This is a genomic window from Hydrogenophaga sp. GW456-12-10-14-TSB4, from assembly GCF_059424305.1.
The window spans coordinates 132,458-153,868 of the sequence record NZ_JBWKZH010000005.1; the positions used below are offsets into that span (position 1 = coordinate 132,458).

A 21,411-nucleotide genomic window follows, 5' to 3' on the forward strand; every position below is an offset into this window, starting at 1 on the left:
GGGTCGTCACTTGTCGGCCTTTCTTGGATCCAGCGCGTCGCGCAGCGCATCGCCCATGAAGGTGAGCAGCAGCAGCGTGACCACAAGCACGGCGAACGTGGAAAGAGCGATCCACCAGGCGTCGATGCTGCCTTTGCCCTGGTTGAGCAGTTCCCCCAGCGAAGGTGTGCCGGGCGGCACGCCCAGGCCGAGGAAGTCCAGCGAGGTCAACGCCAGAATCGCCGCGCTCATCCGGAACGGCAGGAAGGTGACCACCGGCGTGAGGCTGTTGGGCAGCACATGGCGCCAGATGATCTGCGCGTTCGACAGCCCCATGGCCCGCGCGGCGCGCACGTAGTCGAGCTGCCGGTTGCGCAGGAACTCCGCGCGCACGTAGTCGGACAGGCTCATCCAGCCGAACAGACTGAGCAGGATCAGCAGCAGGCCCACGCTGGGCGAAAACACCGCCGAGAAGATGATGAGCAGGTAGAGCTCCGGCATGGAGCCCCAGATCTCGATGAAGCGCTGGAAGGCGAGATCGGTCTTGCCGCCGAAGAAGCCCTGGATGGCGCCGGTGATGACGCCCAGCACCACACCGATGGCGGTGAGCGCCAGCGCGAACAGCACGCTGACGCGAAAACCGTAGATCAGCTGGGCCAGCAGGTCGCGCCCGCGGTCGTCGGTGCCGAGCCAGTTGTCCCAGGTCGGCGCCGAGGGATTGGGCGACTTGGCGAAGTAGTTGATGGTCTGCGCACCATATGGGTTGGGCGCGTAAAGGGCCCAGTTGTCGCCCCGGGTGATCTGCTCGCGGATGAAGGGGTCGAGGTAGTCCGCGGGCGTTTCGAAGTCGCCGCCGAACACCGTTTCCGCGTAGTCCTTCACCAGCGGGAAATAGGTGCGCCCTTCGTAGCGCACGATCAGGGGCCGATCGTTGGACAGCAGTTCGGCGAACAGGCTGCCGACCACCAGCACACTGAAGATGAGCAGGCTCCAATAGCCCAGGCGGTTGCGCTTGAAGCGCCGCCAGGCGCGCGCGCCTGGTGAACGGGAGGGGGTGGCGGCCTCAGTCGAATTTGACACGGGGGTCCACCCAGACATAGCAGAGGTCGGCGATCAGCTTGGTCACGAGGGCGATCAGCGTGAAGAAGAACAGCGTGCCGATCACCACGGGGTAGTCGCGCCGGATCACACTTTCGTAGCTCAGCAGGCCCAGGCCGTCGAGCGAGAACAGGGTTTCGATCAGCAGCGCACCCGTGAAGAAGGCGCCGATGAACGCCTGGGGAAAGCCGGTGACGATGGGGATCAGCGCATTGCGGAACACGTGTTTCCACAGCACCTGCCGTTCCGACAGGCCCTTGGCCCGCGCCGTCATCACGTACTGCTTGCGGATTTCCTCCAGGAAGGCGTTCTTGGTCAGCATGGTGGTGACGGCGAAACTGCCCAGCACCATGGCCGTCACTGGCAGCGCGATGTGCCAGAGGTAATCGACGATGCGCGCGCCCCAGCTCAATGATTCCCAGTCGGACGAGGTCAGGCCGCGCAGCGGGAACCACTGCAGCTGCCCGCCGAAGACGACCAGCAGCACCACCCCCAGCACGAAGCCCGGAATGGCATAGCCCACCAACACCAGCAGCGTGCTCCAGAGGTCGAAGCGCGAGCCGGCGCGCACCGCCTTCGCCACCCCCAGCGGCACCGCGATGGCGTAGCTGATGAAGAAGGTCCACAAGCCGAGGCTCATGGACACCGGCAGCTTCTCGACGATCAGCTGCCACACGGTCTTGTTCTGAAAGAAGCTGTTGCCCAGGTCGAAGCGCGCGAAGCGCCCCAGCATCTGCGTCAACCGCTGCAGTGGCGGCAGGTCGAAGCCATACAGCTTCTTGATCTCCTCCAGCCGCTTGGGGTCCACCCCCTGCGACCCTCGGTATCCACCACCGCCGCCACCCGCCTCGCCGCCCGGCCCCATGCTGGCCGCGCGCGACTCCATGACGTATTGCTCCACCGGCCCACCCGGCACAAACTGGATCACCCCGAAGGTGAGGACCACCACGCCGATCAGCGTGGGGATCATCAGCAGCAGCCGCTTCAGGATGTAGGCGGTCATCGTGGCGGTCCCTGATCCGGGTTGCTCCACCAGGTTTCCATGGCCCAGTTCTCGGCCTTCGCGTAGGGCGGCATCGGTTCCTTGAAGCGGGTGCGCCAGGCGCTGTAGACCAGCCGGTGCGCGTAGGTGGTCCACTGGGGAATCAGGTAGTGGCTGTGCATGATCACGCGGTCCAGGGCGTGGCAGGCCGGCAGCAATTCCTCGCGCGAGGTCGCGCCGATGACCCGGCGCAGCAGCGCGTCGACGGCCGGGCTGCGCACGCCGCTGAAGTTGTAGGCGCCCTCGGTCGTGGCCGCCTTGCTGCCGAACAGATCGACCAACTCCTGCCCGGGGTTGTGGGTGCCCGGCGCGTTCATCGTCATGATGTCGAAATCGTAGCGGTCCATGCGCTGCTGGTAGAGCGCGTAATCGACCGAGCGGAAGTGGAGCTTGATGCCCAGTTTCTGCAGGTTCTGGATCCACGGGCCCAGGGTCCGGATGCCGCCCTCGCGGCTGTCCAGGTAGGTCAGCTCCAGGGGCTGGCCCTGGGCGTTGCGCAGCGCGCCGTCTCGGTAGGTCCAGCCGGCCTCGGCCAGCAGGTCGCGCGCGCGCCGCAGGTTGTTGCGCAGCGACTGGCCCTCGCCCACCGTGACCGGCGGCTCGTACATGGGCCCGAAGACCGCGTCCGGAACCTTGCCGCGCCACGGCTCCAGCAGCGCGAGCTCGCCGGGCGACGGCAGGCCCTTGGCCTCGCAGGCGGTGTTGCCGAAGAGGTCGCGCACCCGCGGATAGCCGTTGTAGAACAGCTGCCGGTTCATCCAGTCGTGGTCCACCGCCAGCCCCAGCGCCTCGCGCACGCGCACATCGGCCAGTTGTGGTCGCCGCGTGTTCAGGAAGTAACTCTGGAAACCCGAAGGCAGCTGGTGCGGGAACTCGTGCTTGATCAGCTCCCCGCGGTCGAAGCGGCGGCCGGTGACGCGGCGCGCCCAGTCTCCGGCCGAATAGAAACTCATGAAGTCGAACTCGCCGGCCTTGAGCGCCTCCAGGCGGGCCGTGTTGTCCTTGTAGATCTTGACCGTGATGCGGTCGAAATTGGCCGTTCCGCGCCGCGCCGGCAACGCATGGCCCCAGTAGTTCGGGTCGCGCACATAGGTGATGTCGCGGCCGAAGCGCACCGGCCCGATCTTGTACGGACCGCTGCCCACCGGCGTGTCGGTCACGATCTGGTCGAAGGGCTTGGCCTTGCCGTTCTCCTCACCCCAGCGGCGGCTGAACACCGGGATGCTGCCCACGGTCAACGGCAACTCCCGGTTGGGGCTGGCGAAACGGAAGCGCACCGTCAGCCCGTCCAGCACCTCGGCCGACTTCACCTCCTGCAGCAGGCTGGCGTACTGCGGCGACACGAGCGGTCCGCGCAAGATGTCGAAGCTGTGCTTCACGTCGGCGGCCTGCACCGGGCTGCCGTCGTGAAAGCGCGCCTGCGGCCGCAGGCGAAAGGTCGCACTCAGCCGGTCGGGCGCCACCTGCACGTCCTCGGCCAGCAGGCCATAGCCCGAAGCCGTTTCGTCCATCGACGGCAACAGCAGGGGCTCGAACAGCAGATCGACCAGGTAGGCCGGCGGCGAGCCCTTGAGCGTGAACGGGTTGTACTTGTCGAAGGTGGAGAAGCGCAGGTTGCTCACCAGCCGCAACTCGCCCCCCTTGGGTGCCGCGGGATTCACATAGTCGAAGTGGGTGAACGAAGCCGGGTACTTGAGGTCGTCCCAGAGCGCATAGCCATGGGCCGCCCAGCCGGTCGTGCTCCACGCCCCCAGCGCCACGGCCGCGCACAGCATGGCGAGCCGGCGGCGGGAACGGGTGGGGGAAAGGCGCATGAGACAATTCTGCTGGATTTTTCACTGGAGATTGAACCATGGGTTTTCTAGCAGGCAAGAAACTGCTGATCACGGGCGTGCTGTCCAACCGATCCATCGCCTACGGCATCGCCAAGGCCTGCCACCAACAAGGTGCCGAACTGGCGTTCAGCTACGTCGGTGATCGCTTCAAGGACCGCATCACCGAATTCGCCGCCGACTTCGATTCCAAGCTCATCTTCGACTGCGACGTGGGCGATGACGCGCAGATCGACAAGCTGTTCGCCGACCTGTCGCAGACCTGGCCCACGTTCGACGGCTTCGTGCACAGCATCGGCTTCGCCCCGCGCGAAGCCATCACCGGCGACTTTCTCGAAGGCCTCTCGCGCGAAGCCTTCCGCATCGCGCACGACATCAGCGCCTACAGTTTCCCGGCCATGGCCAAGGCGGCCCTGCCCTACCTGAACGACAAGGCCTCGCTGCTCACGCTGAGCTACATGGGTGCCATCCGCGCCGTGCCCAACTACAACACCATGGGCCTGGCCAAGGCCAGCCTGGAAGCCTCGGTGCGCTACCTCGCCGAATCGCTCGGCCCCAAGGGCATGCGCGTCAACGGCATCAGCGCCGGCCCGATCAAGACGCTGGCCGCCAGCGGCATCAAGGATTTCAGCAAACTGCTCAACCTCGTGGCCTCCGCCGCACCGATCCGGCGCAACATCACCATCGAGGAAGTGGGCAACGTCGCCGCGTTCCTGCTGTCCGACCTGGCCTCGGGCGTGTCGGCCGAGATCACCTATGTGGACGGCGGCTACGCCCAGACCACGGGCGTGAGCCGCGACAGCCAGGCCATGCTCTGAAATGAAAAACGCCCCGCGCCACTGACGTGGCCGGGGCGCTTGGCGGCACGCAAGCCCGGGGGCCTCAGGCCTTCACGCAGTCGGCGAAGTAGCTCTTGCGGCCGTCGTCGCCCACCACTTCCACCAGGCCGTGGATGTCGGTCTCGAAACCCGGGCACTGCAGGTTGAATTCGCGCGCGAACTTCAGGTAGTCCACGATCTTCTTGTTGAACACCTCGCCCGGGATCAGCAGCGGAATGCCCGGCGGGTACGGCGTGACCAGGCTGGTCGTGATGCGCCCTTCCAGGTCGTCGATCGGCACGCGCTCGGTGGTGCGCTGCGCGATGTGCGCAAAGGCATCCGAGGGCTTCATGGCCGGCGTGAGGTCGCTCAGGTACATCTCGGTCGTCAGGCGCGCGATGTCGTAGCGGGCGTACAGCTCGTGCACATGCTGGCACAGGTCGCGCAGGCCCATCTGCTCGTAGCGCGGGTGCTTCTGGCAGAACTCCGGCAGGATCCGCCACATCGGCTGGTTCTTGGCGTAGTCGTCCTTGAACTGCTGCAGCGCGGTCAGCAGCGTGTTCCAGCGACCCTTGGTGATGCCGATGGTGAACATGATGAAGAAGCTGTACAGGCCCGTCTTCTCCACCACCACGCCGTGCTCGGCCAGGAACTTGGTGACGATGGAGGCCGGGATGCCGTTGGCCTCGAAGCGCCCGTCCAGGTTCAGGCCCGGGGTGACGATGGTGGCCTTGATCGGGTCCAGCATGTTGAAGCCGGGCGCCATGTCGCCGAAGCCGTGCCAGTCCTTGTCGTTGAAGGACACGTCCTTCTGCTTGAGCACCCAGTCGCCGGCCTCGCCCATGCCTTCGTCGGCCAGGTCGTCCGGACCCCAGACCTTGAACCACCAGTCGTCCTCGCCGAACTCGGCTTCCACCTTGCGCATGGCGCGGCGGAAATCGAGCGCCTCGAAGATGCTCTCTTCCACCAGCGCACGGCCGCCGGGCGGCTCCATCATGGCCGCGGCCACGTCGCAGCTCGCGATGATCGCGTACTGCGGGCTGGTGCTGGTGTGCATCAGGTAGGCCTCGTTGAAGAGGTGGCGGTCCAGCTTGACGTTCTGCGAATCCTGCACCAGCACGTGGCTGGCCTGGCTGATGCCGGCAAGCAGCTTGTGGATGGACTGCGTCGCGTACACCACCGACTCCATCGGCCGCGCGCGCTTCTTGCCCATGGCGTGGAAGTTGCCATAGAACGGGTGGAAGGCCGCGTGCGGCAGCCAGGCCTCGTCGAAATGCAGGTTGGCCACGTAGCCGTCCAGCATCTGCTTGATGGCCTCGGTGTTGTAGAGCACGCCGTCGTAGGTGGATTGCGTCAGCGTGAGCACGCGCGGCTTCACCGTTGCGGCGTCCACACCCGCCAGCAGCGGGTTGGCGCGGATTTTGGCCTGAATCGCCTCGATCTCGAACTCGCTCTGCGGGATCGGGCCGATGATGCCGTAGTGGTTGCGCGTGGGCTTGAGGAAGACGGGGATCGCGCCCGTCATGATGATGCTGTGCAGGATGGACTTGTGGCAGTTGCGGTCCACCACCACCACGTCGCCCGGCGCCACCGTGTGGTGCCACACCATCTTGTTGGAGGTGGACGTGCCGTTGGTGACGAAGAAGCAGTGGTCGGCGTTGAAGATGCGCGCGGCATTGCGCTCGCTCGCACCGATCGCCCCGTTGTGGTCCAGCAGCTGGCCCAGTTCCTCCACCGCATTGCACACATCGGCGCGCAGCATGTTCTCGCCGAAGAACTGGTGGAACATCTGGCCCACCGGGCTCTTCAGGAACGCCACGCCGCCCGAGTGCCCCGGGCAGTGCCAGGAGTAAGAGCCGTCTTCCGCGTAGTCCAGCAAGGCCTTGAAGAACGGCGGCTGGATACCTTCGAGGTAGCTCTTGGCCTCGCGGATGATGTGGCGCGCCACGAACTCCGGCGTGTCCTCGAACATGTGGATGAAGCCGTGCAGCTCGCGCAGCACGTCGTTGGGCAGGTGCCGGCTGGTCTTGGTCTCGCCGTAGATGTAGATCGGCACATCGGCGTTCTTGCGGCGCACCTCGTCGATGAAGCTGCGCAGGTTCAGCACCACGGGGTCGATGTCGTCGCCATGGCTGAATTCCTCGTCGTCGATCGACAGGATGAAGGCGCTCGCGCGGCTCTGCTGCTGCGCGAACTGGCTCATGTCGCCGTAGCTCGTCACACCCACCACCTCGAAGCCCTCGACCTCGATCGCCTGCGCCAGTGCGCGGATGCCCAGGCCCGAAGTGTTCTCCGAGCGGAAGTCCTCATCGATGATGACGATGGGAAAACGGAATTTCATGTGATTCTCCAGCCGTGTTCAGCCGGCTACGGGGGAAGGGCACCATCGGCGGGGACCCCAACGGTGGCAAAGCAGGCGCGAAGTGTACGGAAATCGCGTGTCGGCCTGCGGAACGCGCCGGCCTTTTGTCGCAGAATGTGGCGCAAGCCAGACATTCCTCTGGCCAGACCCGGGAACTGCGCCCGGGTTCCCCTGGCATTCTGAAGACAGGAGTATTCATGTCGGACTCAACCGTGTGGTGGCTGCTGGCCGGCGCCGCTGTCGCGCTGGAGCTTTTCACGGGCACCTTTTACCTGTTGATGCTTGCCGTGGGCATGGCCGCTGGCGCGCTCGCAGCGCACGCCGGCCTGGGCACCACCGCCCAGCTGATCGCGGCGGCAGTCGTCGGTTCGGCCGCCGTGGTGGGCTGGTACTTCATCAAGAAGCGCGGCGCCGGCGACCCCTCGGTCCGCTCCCTGCGCAGCGTCAACCTCGACATCGGCGAGGTGCTGCAGATCGACGAATGGCACGCCGACGGCACCGCCAGCGTGAAATACCGCGGCGCGCAATGGACCGTGATCCAGCGCCCCGGCAACCCGCCCGTGCCGGGCGCCTACCGTGTGGCCGAGCTGGTGGGCAACCGCCTGCTGGTCGACAAGGTCTGAACGCGAACACGCGTGCGCTACCCTCGCCCCTTCCTGAAACCCTTCTGAGAAGCCATTGCCATGGAAATTGCCGTCCTCCTCTTCATCATCGCCGTCATCTTCATCACACGGTCCGTCAAGGTCGTGCCGCAGCAGAACGCGTGGGTGGTGGAGCGCCTGGGCAAGTACCACGCCTCGCTCGCGCCGGGCCTGAACTTCCTGGTGCCCTTCATCGACAAGGTGGCCTACAAGCACAGCCTGAAGGAAATCCCGCTGGACGTGCCCAGCCAGGTCTGCATCACGCGCGACAACACCCAGCTGCAGGTGGACGGCATCCTGTACTTCCAAGTCACCGACCCCATGCGCGCGAGCTACGGCTCGTCCAACTACATCGTCGCCGTGACGCAGCTGGCCCAGACCTCGCTGCGTTCGGTCATCGGCAAGCTGGAGCTCGACAAGACCTTTGAAGAGCGCGACATGATCAACGCACAGGTGGTTTCGGCCATCGACGAAGCCGCGCTGAACTGGGGTGTGAAGGTGCTGCGCTACGAAATCAAGGACCTCACGCCGCCCGAGGCCATCCTGCGCGCCATGCAGTCGCAGATCACCGCCGAGCGCGAGAAGCGCGCCCTGATCGCGGCCTCCGAAGGCCGTCGCCAGGAACAGATCAACATCGCCACCGGCGAGCGCGAGGCCTTCATCGCCCGCTCCGAGGGCGAGAAACAGGCCGAAATCAACAACGCGCAAGGTGAAGCCGCCGCCATCCTCGCGGTGGCCGAAGCCAACGCCGAGGCCATTCGCAAGGTGGCCGAAGCCATCCGCCAGCCCGGCGGCCAGGAGGCCGTGCAGCTCAAGGTGGCTGAGAAGGCCGTGGAAGCCTACGGAAAGGTCGCAGCCGACGCCACCACCACGCTCATCGTGCCCAGCAACATGACCGAGGTGTCGGCGCTGATCACCTCGGCCATGAAGATGGTCGGCGTGGGCAAGACCAACGCCTGACGCAACGCCACCCTCACGGAGCTGCCACCATGACCTTGTCGCGCAACGTGCTGGGCGGTCCGTTGACGCCCTGCTCTTACGACCCGCTCACCGGCTTCTACCGCGACGGTTGTTGCGAGACCGACGGCGAGGACCACGGCACGCACGTGGTGTGCGCCCGCGTCACGGCGGCGTTTCTGGCCTTCTCGCGGGACAACGGCAACGACCTGAGCACCCCGCGCCCGCAATGGCGCTTCGCCGGCCTCCAGCCCGGCGACCGCTGGTGCCTCTGCGTGCAGCGCTGGCTGGAGGCCCTGCAGGCGGGCGTAGCGCCGCCGGTGGTGCTGGACAGCACCCACGCGGCGGCCCTGGAATATGTGTCGCTGGACGTGTTGCTGCAACACGCCTGGCACAACAAGACCGCCGACGGCAGCCGGGCGGGATAAAGCCCGCAACAGCCTGCTACAATCGCAGGCTTCGCGGAGAGGTGGATGAGTGGTTTAAGTCGCACGCCTGGAAAGCGTGTGTGGGCTAATCCCCACCGCGGGTTCGAATCCCGCCCTCTCCGCCATGACAGTAGCAAAAACGGGCCTCACGGCCCGTTTTTCATTTCAGCGCCTTCCCCCTCAGGGGGCCTTGACTCGCCGCCATTCCCGCGGACTCGAACCGAAAGTCAGCTGAAACCAGCGCGTGAAGGAGGCCTGACGGGAATACCCGACCAGCGATGCGACCTGGCCGATCGAGTACCGCGGGTTGTTCATGTAGCGAAGCACCAGGTTTTTCCGGACGTCTTCCAGCAGTTCTGAAAAACTGGTGCCGCTCTGGTCCAGCTGGCGCTGCAGGGTGCGGGTGCTCAGGTTCATCTGCTCGGCCACGCGCTCGATGCGCGCTTGCTCGATGGGCATCAGCAGATAGATGGCTTTTCTCACCTCCTGAAGCAAGGCGTCCTCGCCGGACGCCTTCAACGGCATGGCGATGCTTTCGGCATACCGCACCAGTTCAGGATCGGCGGCCGGGTTCGGCACGCTCAGATCGCTGCTGCGCAGGACCAGACCGTTGAACTCGCTTCCGTGGTTCAGCGGACAGCCAAAGAACTTCTTGTGCAGGTGCAAGCTCTGGGGTGCGGCGTGCATGAAGTTCACCTCACGCGGACACCAGGTCACCCCCAGCACCGACTGGCATGCCCTGAGCAGAATGCCCGCGACCAACTCGCAGGTTTGCATCTGCGGAATGCGGGCGTCGACGAGCAGCTCAAAACGCAGGACGGTCACCGCTCCGGAGGGCTCCAGCGAGAGCGCCAAGGCGTCGTTGAGCAACCGGCGGTACTGGATGGCGCTCAGCCACATGTCACGCAAGCACGGCTTGTGTCGCATGAGAACACCCAGAACACCGAAGTCGAACAGTTGCCTGTTCTGCGCCATCTGCACGCCGAATGCCGCGCACCCCGACGCTTGCGAAGCCAGCTCCAGCAGGCGACACAAGGCCTCTGACGAGATATGGCGCTCGGGGTCGACCAGCGCGCCGGCATTCAACCCGACCTTGTCCAGCAGCGCATGCGAGTTCAGCCCATGCAGGCCGCAAACATTCAAAAACCCGTTCAGGGTCACCGTTCTGACCAGCGTGTCCATGCGATCGATGAGGTTGAAGTCGGGTGGCGCGAAATGGAAAGAGTTTGGCGCGAAAAGAGAAATATGTTAACGCCATTCCCTCTACATTGCCTGCTTCTCAGCACTGGCCCTGGCGCCGCAACGAAACCGCAATGAACCGAGACAAGCACACAGCAGCCCGCAGGCGGGCGCTTTCATCGACCTGGAAGAGCGCGCCATGACGATGGGACCACGAACGCTTCCGCCATTGCTGGCGTTGTGGTGGGCCACGCCCGCGCGCGCTTCGCTGCTCGAAGGCGGCGCGCTCGACACGCTCGCCAACGCCGTGTCGTGGATCGCTCTCCTGATCGTGCCGGTGGTGCTGATCAGCGGGTTCTGGTGGCTGCACATCATGCCGGAGAAGGTCGCCGAGAAGCGCAAGCATCCGCAACTGGCCGCGATCAAGATCATCTGCCTGCTTTCACTGGTGTTCGGCGGCCTGCTGTGGCCCATCGCGTGGGTGTGGGCCTACACGCGGCCGGTGTTGCACAAGCTCGCGTACGGCACCGACACGCTCGACGAACACGGACACGCGGGCGATGCGCTCGGTCTTGAACCGACGCCGGCGGAGGCGCCTCAGACCACACCGATCACTGAAGACACCGCTGAACTGCGTCGCCGCATCCAGTCGCTCGAAATGCAACTCGCCGCAGCGAACGCGCAGGCACCAAGCCATCGCGGCGCGGAAGAAGGAGACATCTGATGGAGATCATCCTCCTCCTCATCTACTCGGGCATCGCCTGGCTGATCTTCTTCAAGTTCAAGCTGCTGCCCTGGAACTTTGTCAGCCAGGTGATCGTGATCACGTTGCCCATCGTCGGCCTGGCCGCGATGATCCTGGTCCTCAACGTGGTGGCACCGTCTTCGGCCGATGTGCGCGTGGTCAACTACGTCGTCCAGGTCACGCCGCGCGTCAGCGGCCGCGTGATCGAAGTGCCGATCGAACCGAACCGCCCGATCAAGAAGGGGCAGGTCCTCTTCCGCATCGATCCGGAGCCGTTCGAGCAGAAGCTGCTGGAGCTTCAATCGAAACTGCCCGAGCTCGAGGCCAAGATCGACAGTGCGCAGGCCTACCAGCGTGAACTCGACGAACAGTTGAAAGGTGCGCGCTCCGCGCGCGATGCACAGGCGGCCAGGCTGGCGCTCGCCGTCAAGCGCGAAGCGCAGACGCACGATCTGTCGCGCACGGGTGCGGGCACCAAGTTCGACCACGAACAGGCACAGGCCGATGTCGCGAGCCTGCGCGCAGACCTGGCTCAGACGACGGCGAAGGTCGCCCAGGTGCAACAGAAGCTCTCGGCGCGCACGCCGGAAGGTGACTTGTCGGAGGTCGCGCAGGCGCGCGCCTCGCTGAAGCAACTCATGGCGCAGATCGACTACGCGAAATGGGAACTCGACCAGACCGTGTACCGGGCGCCGGCCGACGGCACCGTGGTGAACCTGCAACTGCGCCCGGGCTCGTACGCCGCGCAGTTGCCCATGGTGCCGGTCATGTCCTTCGTCGAGAACGAGCAGTGGATCCTGGCGATGTATTCGCAGAACGAACTGCGCAACATCCAGCCAGGCGACGAGGCCGAGATCGCACTGAAGACCTTCCCGAACCGCATCATCAAGGCAGAGGTCGACTCCATCATCTGGTCGTCGGGCACCGGGCAGTTGCCGCTCTCCGGCACCGTGCCGCAGACCGGCGCCGCGCCGATCCCACCGGGCCGCTTCGCGGTGCGCCTGAAAGCCGTGGGCGCTGACGAGACGGCCTTTCTTCCGATGGGCGCGCAGGGTGCCGGGGCCGTTTACACCCAGCATGGGCACTTCCTGCATGTCATCCGCAAGGTGATCCTGCGCGTCGGCAGCAAGCTCGACCTCTTCGTCTTGAAGCTGCACTGAGGCCGCCACCATGTCGCGTTTTCGCACTTCACTTTCACTCGGTCTGGTGGTCGCCATGCTGCTCGCCGGCTGCGCGACCTCGCCGGAGCCGACCCCCGAAGACACGCGCGCCGACGCGCTCGGCCACGTGCAGGTACCGCAGGCCTGGTCGACACAGGCGGACGCGGCGCCTGTGGAAGCCGGATGGCTGGCGACCTTCGGCGATCCGCAGCTCGACGCACTGGTCGGCCAGGCCCTCGCGCACAACCCCGATCTGGCGATGGCGGCAGCCCGCGTCGAGCAAGCCGACGCACAGGTGGACCTGGCCACCGCCCAGCTGAAGCCGGCGATCGGCCTCCTCGGGCGCGCGGGATCGACATCCGTCTCGGATCTTGTCTCAGCCCTTCATGGCACCATGCTGCGCCTGAGCTGGGAGGTCGACCTGTGGGGCCGCTTGCGCTACCAGCGCAACGCAGCCAACGCGCAGCGCGATGCCAGCAGCGCCGACTTCCGCTTCGCGCAGCAGTCGCTGGCGGCGTCGGTCGCGCGCGCCTGGTTCGTGGCGACAGAAACGGGCCAGCAGGCACAGATCGCCCAAAGGATGGCCATCGATGCAGGGCGTCTGGTCGGCCTGAGCGAGGATCGGCTGCGCGTCGGCGCGGGCACCGAGACGGAGGTGATGGCGGCTCGCGCGAGCCATGCGAACTACCGCGACGCCGCGCAGCAGGTGGCGCTGGCGCACCGCAATGCCTTGCGCGCCCTGGAAATCCTGGTCGGTGGCTATCCCGCCGCCGCCATCGCACCTCGCAAGGAGCTGGCACCGTTCCCCGGCCCGACACCGGTGGGCATGCCCCTTGACGCGCTCGATCGCCGGCCGGACCTGGTGGCGGCGCAGCGCCGCGTCGCTGCGGCCTTCGACCTGGTCGGCGAGGCGAAGGCGTCGTTCTGGCCCTCGCTGTCGCTGTCCGGGGGACTCGGTCGCGTGTCGCGCGAAGCGACGGAGATCCAGAGAAACCTGGAACGCACCACGTCCAGCCTCGGTGCCACCGTCACCCTGCCGCTGTACACGGGCGGCCGCCTTACGGGCAGCGTGCGCCTGCGCACCGCCGAGCAGCGCGAAGCGGTCGCGGACTACGCGCGCCTCGCACTGCAGGCGCTCCACGAGGTCGAGACTGCGCTCGATGCCGAAGCCACCCTGGCCACCCGCGAGGAATTGCTGCGCGTCGCCGCCGAGGACGGCCGCCGCGCCGCAGGCCTGACGGCGGACGCGCACCGCATCGGCAAGTCCGATCTGCGCGGCGTGATGAATCACCAGCTCTCCGCGAACGCCGCGGAAGTCGCCTTGCTGGCGGTGCGGCGCGAGCGCCTGGTGCGCCGCGTCGATCTGCACCTGGCGCTCGGCGGCGACTTCGTCGCCGGCCCCACGCCCGTTACGCCGCCTTCATCAAGTGCTTTCCAATGACCAGCTGCTGGATCTGGGTCGTGCCCTCGTAGAGCCGCAGCAGGCGGACATCGCGGTAGAAGCGCTCCACCTTGTACTCGTTGATGTAGCCCGAGCCGCCGTGGATCTGCACGCCACGATCGGCCACGCGGCCCACCATTTCGGTGGTGAACATCTTGGCGCAGGAGGCCTGCATGCTCACCTCGGCGTCGGGCGCGCCGAAGGGCTTGGCGTCGTAGCGCTGCGCCACCGCCTGCACCAGCGCCCAGCCGGCCTGCAGCTCGGCCTGGCTGTCGGCCAGCATGGCCTGCACCAGCTGGAAGTCGCCAATGCGCTGTCCGAACTGTTTTCGCTGCTGGGCGTAGGCAATGCTCTCCCGCAGGATCCGGCTGGCCATGCCGCAGGCCAGCGCCGAGATGTGCAGGCGCCCTCGGTCCAGCACCTTCATCGCGGTCTTGAAGCCCTTGCCGGGTTCCCCGCCGATGATGTTCGCGGCGGGCACCCGCACATGGTCCAGGTGCACGTCGCAGGTCTTCGTGCCCCGCTGTCCCATCTTCTTGTCGGGCTTGCCAAGTGACAGACCCGGCAGGCCGGCCGGGACGATGAACGCCGTGATGCCCGCCGCGCCGGCGCCCTCGGTCCGCGCCATGAGCGTGAAAGCACCGGCACGCGGGGCGTTGGTGATGAAGCGCTTGGTGCCGCTCAGCACGTAGTCGCTGCCGTCGCGCACACCCCGGGTCTTGAGGGATGCCGCGTCCGAGCCGGCATCGGGTTCGGTGAGGGCAAAGGACACGATCAGCTCGCCGCTGGCGATGCGGGGCAGGTACTCGGCCTTCTGCGCCGGCGTGCCATCCATCAGGATGCCCTGCGAGCCGATGCCGATGTTGGTGCCGACCACCGAGCGGAACGCCAGCGCGGTGTGCCCCAGCTCGTAGGCGACCTCGCATTCCTGCGCCAGGCTCAGCCCGATGCCGCCAAACTCCTCGGGGATCGAGAGGCCGAACAGGCCCAGTTCCTTCATGTCGGCCACGATGTCGGCCGGCACCTCGTCGTGCGCCTCCACCTGGTCTTCCGCCGGCATCAGCCGGTCGCGAACAAAGCGGTGCACGCTCTCCTTGAGCAATTGAAAGGTTTCCGGGTCCAGCGGCATGGGGGCGTCTCCTGTAGGGAGCCGGATTGTTGACCCATCGATGTCGCTTGACAATCACAAAAATCATGAACAATACGTCAAGGATTTTTGACACATAACCCCATGGACTCCAACGCGCTCGTGCTCTTCGTGGACATCGTCGAAGCCGGCAACCTCAGCTCCGCCGCCCGCCATCTGAAGATGAGCCGGGCCAACATCAGCTACCACCTGGCCCAGCTGGAAAAGTCGATCGGCCAGCAGCTCATGCGGCGCACCAGCCGGCGCGTGGAACTGACGGAGGTCGGCGAGAGGCTGTACCGGCACGGCAAGGCGGTGCGCGACGAATTGCTGGCCGCGCGCGAATCCGTGGCCACCTTCGGGCGCTCCCTGCACGGCTCGGTCCGCCTGAGCGTGCCCACCGGCTTCGGGCACCTGGTGATGTCGAGCTGGCTGATCGAGTTCAAGCGCCTCTACCCCGACATCGCCCTGGAGCTGCTGTTCGACAACCGCGTCGACGACCTTCTGCACGAAGAGGTGGATGTGGCCGTGCGCGTGATGTCCGAGCCGCCGCAGCAGCTGGTGGCGACGGAGCTGTCAGCCGTGCGCTACGTCGTCTGCGCCTCGGTCGGGCATGCGCGCTCGCAGGGCATGCCGACCTCCCTGGAAGAGCTGGCGCAGGTGCCCCTGATCACCTCCGCCGTGTCAGGCCGCGAGCTGCGCATCTCCGCCTACCGCGATGAACAGCGGCGCGAGCTGAGCCAGCGCCCCACCCTGGCCTCGGAGAATTTCCAGTTCCTGCGCGAGGCCATCCTGGCCGGCCTGGGCGTGGGGCTGGTGCCCGACTACGTCGTCGACCGCGATGTGGCCGAGGGCCGCGTGGTGACCGCGCTGGACGACTGGCGGCTGAGCGTGTTCGGCACGCGCATGTTCCTGCTGCGCATGCCGAACCGCTTTCAGACCCTGGCCACCCGAACCCTCATCGACTTCATCGTCGGCCAGGTCCGCACCTGGCAGGCGGGGATGCGCGCCGGGCCTGAGCGCGCTTAAGCCACCACCTGCAGGCGCTGGAATCGGCCGCAGGCCTGCACGCATTCCCTCTGCAACCGCTGCACGATGCTGGCCACGGGCTCGATCGCGCGAGCAAAGCCCACGGCCGGGCCCATGGAGAGCATGCCCTCTTCGTGCTGGCCGGCCTGGTAGGCCAGGGTCTGTGTGCGCTCGCCGCTGATCAGCTCACCGAACGCCGCGTAGCTGTTCGCGCCCGTCTGCTCCAGCGCAGCCACCTTGCGCGCGTTGTCGTTGTCGATGATGCGCCAGGTGTCGCCCAGGCTGCCGAGCACGGCGCGGGTGCCGTGCTCGTCGGTGGCCACCACGCGCTGCTTGTAGGCCTCGTGCGCGGGCGTCTCCACCGCCGGGGTGAAGACACTGCCCATGACCACCGCGTCCGCCCCCAGGGCCAGCGCGGCAGCGATCTGCCGGCCGTGGCCGATGCCGCCGCCCAGCGCCAGCGGCACCTGCAGGCGCTCCAGCGCGTAGGCGCCATTGAGGAAGGTGGGCAGCTGGTTGTTGCCCGGGTGGCCGCCCTCTTCCATGCCCACCAGCGTGACCGCGTCCACGCCCATGTTCTGCGCGGCCACGGCATGGCGCACATGGGCGCATTTGTGGACGACCACCGCACCGGCGGCCTTGATCGTGGGCAGCAACGGCGTGGGCGGCAGCCCTGCCGTCTCGAAAATGCGCACGCCCTCTTCCAGCGCGATGCGCAGGCGCGTCAACATCACGTCGTTCTGCGCCACGCGGCGCGAGAGCGTGAGGTTGACACCGAAGGGCTGGCCCTGGGTCATCTCCCGGCAGTCGCGCAACGCCTGGCGAAACGCCTCGTCGGTGCGCGAGCTGCGCGCGGTGATGAAGCCCATGCCGCCGGCGCGCACCATGGCGGCGACCAGGCGCGCGTCCGACAGCCACATCATGCCGCCCAGCAGCAAGGGCCAGCGGATGCCCAGCAACTCGGTGATGCGCGTGGGAAAGCGGTCCGGGACCGTGATGCCCGCGCTCATACGTGCCGCCCCATCAGCAGGATGGGCTGCAGCTCCAGCGCGAGCTGGCGCAGCAGCGGCCCCACCTCGCTCAGCATCAGCGGCTGCGGCAGCAGCGTCGCCGGGCCGCCGCAGCTGATCACATAGCGTTCGCCCGCGGGCAGTTCGATGGCCGATGCCACGGTGTTGATCTGGTGCCGGGGGCGCTCGTGGTACGTGAAGCCGCGCTCCGGGTACAGCGCGACGGCCTGCGCGAGCGCCTGCTGCTCGGCCGGCTCGGTGGCGGCTTCACCGGCCTCGGCCTGCAGCCGCTCACGCTCTTCGGGCGTGCATGAAGCGAGGTAGGCCCAACCGATCGCGCTGTGGAACAGCGGGATGCGCGAGCCCACGCGCAGGTTCATCAGCAGCGGCGAATTGCCCTGGCAACGCAGCAGGTAAACGATGCTGTCGCCGTCCCGGCGCCCCAGAGCCACCGCCACCTGGTAGCGGTCGGCCAGCGACTGCAGCCGCGGCCGGATGACCTCCAGCGCCTCCTGCCCGGCCAGCGCGGCCGCGCCCAGCGCGATCACCGCGGCCCCCAGCTGCAGCTTGTCTTTGCCCGGCACCGGGCTCAGGAAGCCCGTCTTCTGCAGCGTGTGGCACAGCCGCCAGACCGTGGGCTGCGCCAACCCGGTCAGGTGGGCAATTTCCGTGGTGCCCAGCATGCGGCGCTCGGCGTCGAAACAACGCAGCACCTCCAGCCCGCGCGCGAGGGCGGTGACGAACTGGCGGTCAGGTTCAACCGCCTCCTGGGGGGTGCCCTCAGGACCTGTGGGCGTGTCGGTGCTTGACATGGGGATGCCACCTTTCGTATGATCAATTCACTTAGCGAGTTATCAATTCGCTATGCAAATTATAAAGAGAATGACGGACAAAATCAACCCCCTGCAGCCCGCCGTTGCCGCCCTGGCGTCCGGCGGCGGCATCTTCTGGCCCGGCGACAGCCATTGGGGCCCCGATGCGCTGGAGCGCGCCGTTCGGGCCGCCGGCGCGCGCCTGCGCCAGCCCCTGGTCATCACCGACCCGGTGGTGTGGCGCGCCGTCGGCCCGGCGGTGCAAGCTGCGCTCGCCACCGTGCCCGGGCTGTCCTGGCAGGTGTACGACGGCGTGGTGCCCAACCCCACGCTGACCCAGGTGCGCGAGGCGCTCCACACGGCGCGGCGACTGGGCTGCGGCAGCCTCATCGCCGTGGGTGGCGGCAGCGCGATCGACGTGGCCAAGGTGGTGCTGGCCGGCCTGGCCGGCGGCCTGGAAGTGGAAGAACTGCAGGCACCGCACGGCCGGGCCTGGCTGGACGCCCCTGCCACGCCCCAGGACGCCCTGCTGCTCGCGGTGCCCACCACCTCGGGCACCGGCAGCGAAAGCAGCTCGGCCGCGCTGATCCAGGGCGACGACGGCCGCAAGCACCTCTACCGCTCCCTGCGCACCCGCCCCGCGATCGTGGCCTTGCAGCCTTCGCTGACGCTGGGCCTGCCACCCCGCCCCACGGCACACGGCGGCTTCGACGCGGTGCTGCACGCCCTGGGCAGCTGGGTCAACACCGACCCTTCGCCGGTCGGCAAGGCCCTGGCCCTGCACGCGCTGCGCATCTGCCTGCCGGCGCTGCCCGCCGTGCTGCGCGACCCCGGCAGCCTGCAGGCCCGCGCCGACATGCAGATGGGCGCCTACCTCGCGGGCGTGGCCATCGGCCTGAACAAGGTGGACGCGGTGCACGGCATGTGCACGCCGCTGGAAGCGCGGGTGCACCTCACGCACGCGGAAGTGCTGGCCCCGGTGTTCGGCGTGGTGGCGCGCCACACGGTGCAGACCCACGCCCAGCCCTATGCGGAGGCAGCGCGCGCGCTGGGCGTCGCCCGCAGCGGCGACGACCCACAGGACGCGCTGGCCCTGATCGACACGGTCGAAGCCCTGGCCCGGCTCGGCGGCATCGCCACGCGCTTCGCCGATCTGCGCCTCTCGGCGCAGGACGCCGACCAGCTCGCCACCCAGGCGCTGCAGAGCGCCTCCACGCCACTGAACCCGCGCCCGCTGGCGCACGAAGAGATCCGGTCGCTGTACCTGCAGATGGCCCACCCAGGAGTTTCCGCATGAACGTTGTCGATCCCCGTCCCTACGAACTGCTCATCGGCGAGCGCTGGACCGCCGGCGCACAAGGCCGCACCTTCGACACCCTGAACCCCGCCACAGGGCAGGTGCTGGCCCAGGTGCACGAAGCCACCGAGGCCGACGTGGACGCGGCCGTGGCGGCCGCGCACGAGGCCTACACCAAGCACTGGCGCAGAACCACGCCCGCCGAGCGCGGCCGGCTGCTGCGGCGCCTGGCCGAGCTGTTCGAGCGCGACCGCGAAAAGATCGCCTGGCTCGAAACCCTGAACGTGGGCAAGCCCATCACCCATTCGCTGGAGTCGCTCAAGGCCATGCCCGCGTCGCTGGCGTACTTCGCCGGCATCATCCCCGCCGTGCGCGGCGAGACCATCCCGGTGGGCCAGCCCGACGTGCTCAACTTCACCCTGCGCGAAACGCTGGGCGTGTGCGCACTGGTCATGCCGTGGAACTACCCGATGACGCTCACCGTCAACAAGCTCGGGCCGGCATTGGCGGCGGGCAACACGGTGATCCTCAAGCCCTCGGAGGTGACGCCGCTGTCCACCATGGCGCTGGCGCGGCTGTTCGAGGAAGCCGGCTTTCCCCCGGGTGTGGTGAACGTGGTCAATGGGCCCGGCGCCACCGTGGGCCAGCGGCTGGTGACGCACCCGCTGGTCTCACGCGTGTCCTTCACCGGCGGCACCGTGACGGGCGCGCGCATCCTGGCCGCCACCGCCGACGACGTCAAGCGCGTGACCCTGGAGCTGGGTGGCAAGTCGCCCCTCATCGTGTTCGACGACGCGCCGCTGGAGAAGGCTGTGGCCGTGGCGGCGGGCGACCTCATCAAGAACTCGGGTCAGGTGTGCATCGCCTGCACGCGCCTGCTGGTGCAGGACGGCATCCGCGATGAATTCCTCCACCGCCTGCAGCAGCGGCTCGCGACCGTGCGCGTGGGCTCGCCCACCGACCCGGCCACCGAGATGGGGCCGCTGGTGAGCGCGGCGCAGAAGCAGCGCGTCGAGCAGTACATCGAGCTCGCCGCCCGCGAAGGTGCGCAGCCCGCCGCATCCGGACAACGGTTGCCGGACCCGGCGACCGCCACCGGCTTCTTCGTGCAGCCCACGCTGCTGCTGAACTCGCACAACCGCATGCAGTCCGCGCAGGACGAGATCTTCGGCCCGGTGCAGTCGGTCATCGGCTTCAGCGACGAGGCGCAGGCGCTGGCGATCGCCAACGACTCGCGCTACGGCCTGGCCGCCGTGCTGTTCACCCGCGACGGCGGCCGCGCCCTGCGCGTGGCCCACGGTCTGCAGAGCGGCAGCGTCGCGATCAACACCGGCGTGCGCACCTCGTTCGACGCGCCCTTCGGCGGCTACAAGCAGTCGGGCATCGGCAAGGAGCGCGGGCTCGAAGCCATCTACGAAAACACCCAGCTCAAGAACGTCAAGTACGACATGAGCGTGTAAACCCTTTCAACCCAGGAGACCACCAATGAAACTCAGCAAAAAAATCGTTTTCGGCCTCGCGGCGTGCACGCTCGCGGGCAGCGCCCTGGCCGAATGGCCCGACAAGCCCATCCGCATGGTGATCGGTTTCGCCCCCGGCGGTGCGTCCGACATCGCCTTCAAGATGGTGCAGGAAGAACTCGCGCGCCGGCTGGGCCAGCCCGTGGTGCCGGACTACAAGCCCGGCGCGAACGGCAACATCGCCAACCAGGCCGTGGCCACGTCCGCGCCCGACGGCTACACCGCGCTGTGGGCCAACGTCGGCCCGCTGGCCGTCAACACCTACCTCTACAAGGGCGTGAAGATCGACCCCGGCAAGGCCTTCGTGCCCGTGACGCAGCTCACCGACTCGCCCCTGGTGGTGGTCGTGCCCAAGTCCTCGCCCTACCGCACCATGCAGGAGCTGTTGCAGGGCATCAAGCAGACGGGTGCCACGATGTCCTACGGCTCGGCCGGCCACGGCAGTTCCATGCACATCGCCGGCGCCTCGCTGGCCCTGGCCCTGAACGCGCCCATGACTCACGTGCCCTACAAGGGCAGCGCGCCGGCCATCCAGGACCTGCTGGCCGGGCGCCTGACCTTCATGGTGGACAGCCGCTCCACCACCGCCCCGTTCATCCAGGACGGCTCGCTGCGCGCCCTGGCCGTCAGCGGCGGCAAGCGCGCGGCCGACATGCCCGAGATTCCCACGGTGGAAGAGGCCGGCGTCCCCGGCTTCAAGGTGACCACCTGGCAGGCCGTCGTCATGCCCGCGGGCACGCCCAAGCCCATCGTCGACAAGTTTTCCAAGGCGCTGCGCGAGACGCTGGAATCGCCCGAGGTGCGCGAGCGCTTTGCGCGCATCTACACGCCGCTGGTGGGCAGCACGCCCGACGTCTTCGCGAAGTTCTGGGAAAAGGAACGTGCCGAGGCGAAGACCCTGGTGGAAACCGCCAAGCTGCAGATCGACTGAGCTT

19 protein-coding genes and 1 tRNA gene are annotated in these 21,411 nt (G+C 67.3%); 12 read left to right on the forward strand and 8 right to left on the reverse strand.

Annotated elements, in window-relative coordinates:
- Window positions 1-6: 6 nt before the first annotated feature.
- The 3 genes from AC07ZS_RS04570 to AC07ZS_RS04580 are packed head-to-tail and all read right to left on the reverse strand — an operon-like array spanning window position 7 to window position 3,894.
- Complete coding sequence (locus AC07ZS_RS04570) at window positions 7-1,077, reverse strand: ABC transporter permease (protein ID WP_494797444.1); 1,071 nt, start codon at window positions 1,075-1,077, stop codon at window positions 7-9.
- The gene (locus tag AC07ZS_RS04575; protein WP_494797445.1) at window positions 1,043-2,080 is read right to left on the reverse strand and encodes an ABC transporter permease subunit; all 1,038 of its coding nucleotides are present in this window, start codon (window positions 2,078-2,080) and stop codon (window positions 1,043-1,045) included. The genes AC07ZS_RS04570 and AC07ZS_RS04575 overlap by 35 nt, the downstream gene beginning before the upstream one ends.
- The gene (locus AC07ZS_RS04580) at window positions 2,077-3,894 is read right to left on the reverse strand and encodes an extracellular solute-binding protein (protein ID WP_494797479.1); all 1,818 of its coding nucleotides are present in this window, start codon (window positions 3,892-3,894) and stop codon (window positions 2,077-2,079) included. Before AC07ZS_RS04580 ends, AC07ZS_RS04575 begins: the two co-directional genes overlap by 4 nt.
- 77 nt (window positions 3,895-3,971) lie before the next feature.
- Here AC07ZS_RS04580 and fabI point away from each other — a divergent pair, with 77 nt between their 5' ends.
- Complete coding sequence (fabI, locus tag AC07ZS_RS04585; RefSeq protein ID WP_494797446.1) at window positions 3,972-4,769, forward strand: enoyl-ACP reductase FabI; 798 nt, start codon at window positions 3,972-3,974, stop codon at window positions 4,767-4,769.
- Window positions 4,770-4,833: 64 nt separating this feature from the next.
- On the opposite strand, the gene AC07ZS_RS04590 is transcribed toward fabI, so the two are convergent.
- Window positions 4,834-7,110, reverse strand: a complete 2,277-nt coding sequence (locus tag AC07ZS_RS04590) for an Orn/Lys/Arg family decarboxylase (RefSeq protein ID WP_494797447.1) — start codon at window positions 7,108-7,110, stop codon at window positions 4,834-4,836.
- A 218-nt stretch (window positions 7,111-7,328) separates the two neighbouring features.
- On the opposite strand from AC07ZS_RS04590, the gene AC07ZS_RS04595 reads away from it, so the two are divergent.
- From AC07ZS_RS04595 to AC07ZS_RS04610, 4 genes are all read left to right on the forward strand, one after another.
- Complete coding sequence (locus AC07ZS_RS04595) at window positions 7,329-7,754, forward strand: NfeD family protein (protein ID WP_494797448.1); 426 nt, start codon at window positions 7,329-7,331, stop codon at window positions 7,752-7,754.
- A 60-nt stretch (window positions 7,755-7,814) separates the two neighbouring features.
- A complete protein-coding gene (locus AC07ZS_RS04600) occupies window positions 7,815-8,732 on the forward strand; it encodes an SPFH domain-containing protein (protein ID WP_494797449.1) in 918 nt (305 codons plus the stop codon).
- A 29-nt stretch (window positions 8,733-8,761) separates the two neighbouring features.
- Complete coding sequence (locus tag AC07ZS_RS04605; RefSeq protein ID WP_494797450.1) at window positions 8,762-9,157, forward strand: DUF2237 family protein; 396 nt, start codon at window positions 8,762-8,764, stop codon at window positions 9,155-9,157.
- A 35-nt stretch (window positions 9,158-9,192) separates the two neighbouring features.
- Window positions 9,193-9,282, forward strand: a tRNA-Ser gene (locus AC07ZS_RS04610).
- A 55-nt stretch (window positions 9,283-9,337) separates the two neighbouring features.
- Here AC07ZS_RS04610 and AC07ZS_RS04615 read toward each other — a convergent pair.
- The gene (locus AC07ZS_RS04615) at window positions 9,338-10,339 is read right to left on the reverse strand and encodes an AraC family transcriptional regulator (protein WP_494797451.1); all 1,002 of its coding nucleotides are present in this window, start codon (window positions 10,337-10,339) and stop codon (window positions 9,338-9,340) included.
- 196 nt (window positions 10,340-10,535) lie between these two features.
- Between AC07ZS_RS04615 and AC07ZS_RS04620 the strand changes: the two genes are divergently transcribed.
- The 3 genes from AC07ZS_RS04620 to AC07ZS_RS04630 are packed head-to-tail and all read left to right on the forward strand — an operon-like array spanning window position 10,536 to window position 13,682.
- Window positions 10,536-11,060 carry a DUF3302 domain-containing protein gene (locus AC07ZS_RS04620; protein WP_494797452.1) on the forward strand — a complete coding sequence of 175 codons (525 nt, stop codon included), beginning with the start codon at window positions 10,536-10,538 and terminating at the stop codon, window positions 11,058-11,060.
- A complete protein-coding gene (locus AC07ZS_RS04625; protein WP_494797453.1) occupies window positions 11,060-12,241 on the forward strand; it encodes an HlyD family secretion protein in 1,182 nt (393 codons plus the stop codon). Before AC07ZS_RS04620 ends, AC07ZS_RS04625 begins: the two co-directional genes overlap by 1 nt.
- Window positions 12,242-12,251: 10 nt before the next feature.
- Entirely contained in the window at window positions 12,252-13,682 is a 1,431-nt protein-coding gene (locus tag AC07ZS_RS04630) for an efflux transporter outer membrane subunit (protein WP_494797454.1), read from the forward strand.
- Here AC07ZS_RS04630 and AC07ZS_RS04635 read toward each other — a convergent pair.
- Window positions 13,651-14,811: an acyl-CoA dehydrogenase family protein gene (locus tag AC07ZS_RS04635; protein ID WP_494797455.1), complete on the reverse strand. Its 1,161-nt coding sequence runs from the start codon at window positions 14,809-14,811 to the stop codon at window positions 13,651-13,653. The two genes, AC07ZS_RS04630 and AC07ZS_RS04635, sit on opposite strands and share 32 nt — an antisense overlap.
- Window positions 14,812-14,913: 102 nt before the next feature.
- Between AC07ZS_RS04635 and AC07ZS_RS04640 the strand changes: the two genes are divergently transcribed.
- Window positions 14,914-15,837, forward strand: coding sequence for a LysR family transcriptional regulator (locus tag AC07ZS_RS04640; protein ID WP_494797456.1), 924 nt, complete (start codon window positions 14,914-14,916; stop codon window positions 15,835-15,837).
- Here the strand turns inward: AC07ZS_RS04640 and AC07ZS_RS04645 are convergent.
- Window positions 15,834-16,847: an NAD(P)H-dependent flavin oxidoreductase gene (locus AC07ZS_RS04645; protein ID WP_494797457.1), complete on the reverse strand. Its 1,014-nt coding sequence runs from the start codon at window positions 16,845-16,847 to the stop codon at window positions 15,834-15,836. The two genes, AC07ZS_RS04640 and AC07ZS_RS04645, sit on opposite strands and share 4 nt — an antisense overlap.
- Complete coding sequence (locus tag AC07ZS_RS04650) at window positions 16,844-17,659, reverse strand: IclR family transcriptional regulator (protein WP_494797458.1); 816 nt, start codon at window positions 17,657-17,659, stop codon at window positions 16,844-16,846. The genes AC07ZS_RS04645 and AC07ZS_RS04650 overlap by 4 nt, the downstream gene beginning before the upstream one ends.
- A gap of 70 nt (window positions 17,660-17,729) precedes the next feature.
- On the opposite strand from AC07ZS_RS04650, the gene AC07ZS_RS04655 reads away from it, so the two are divergent.
- From AC07ZS_RS04655 to AC07ZS_RS04665, 3 genes are read left to right on the forward strand one after another with little or no spacing between them, the layout of a single operon-like run.
- On the forward strand, window positions 17,730-18,956 hold the full coding sequence (locus tag AC07ZS_RS04655) for an iron-containing alcohol dehydrogenase family protein (RefSeq protein ID WP_494797459.1): 1,227 nt from the start codon (window positions 17,730-17,732) through the stop codon (window positions 18,954-18,956).
- Window positions 18,953-20,416 (forward strand): aldehyde dehydrogenase family protein, encoded by a 1,464-nt coding sequence (locus tag AC07ZS_RS04660; protein WP_494797460.1) that lies wholly within the window; start codon window positions 18,953-18,955, stop codon window positions 20,414-20,416. Before AC07ZS_RS04655 ends, AC07ZS_RS04660 begins: the two co-directional genes overlap by 4 nt.
- A gap of 25 nt (window positions 20,417-20,441) precedes the next feature.
- Window positions 20,442-21,407, forward strand: a complete 966-nt coding sequence (locus AC07ZS_RS04665; protein WP_494797461.1) for a Bug family tripartite tricarboxylate transporter substrate binding protein — start codon at window positions 20,442-20,444, stop codon at window positions 21,405-21,407.
- Window positions 21,408-21,411: the final 4 nt, after the last annotated feature.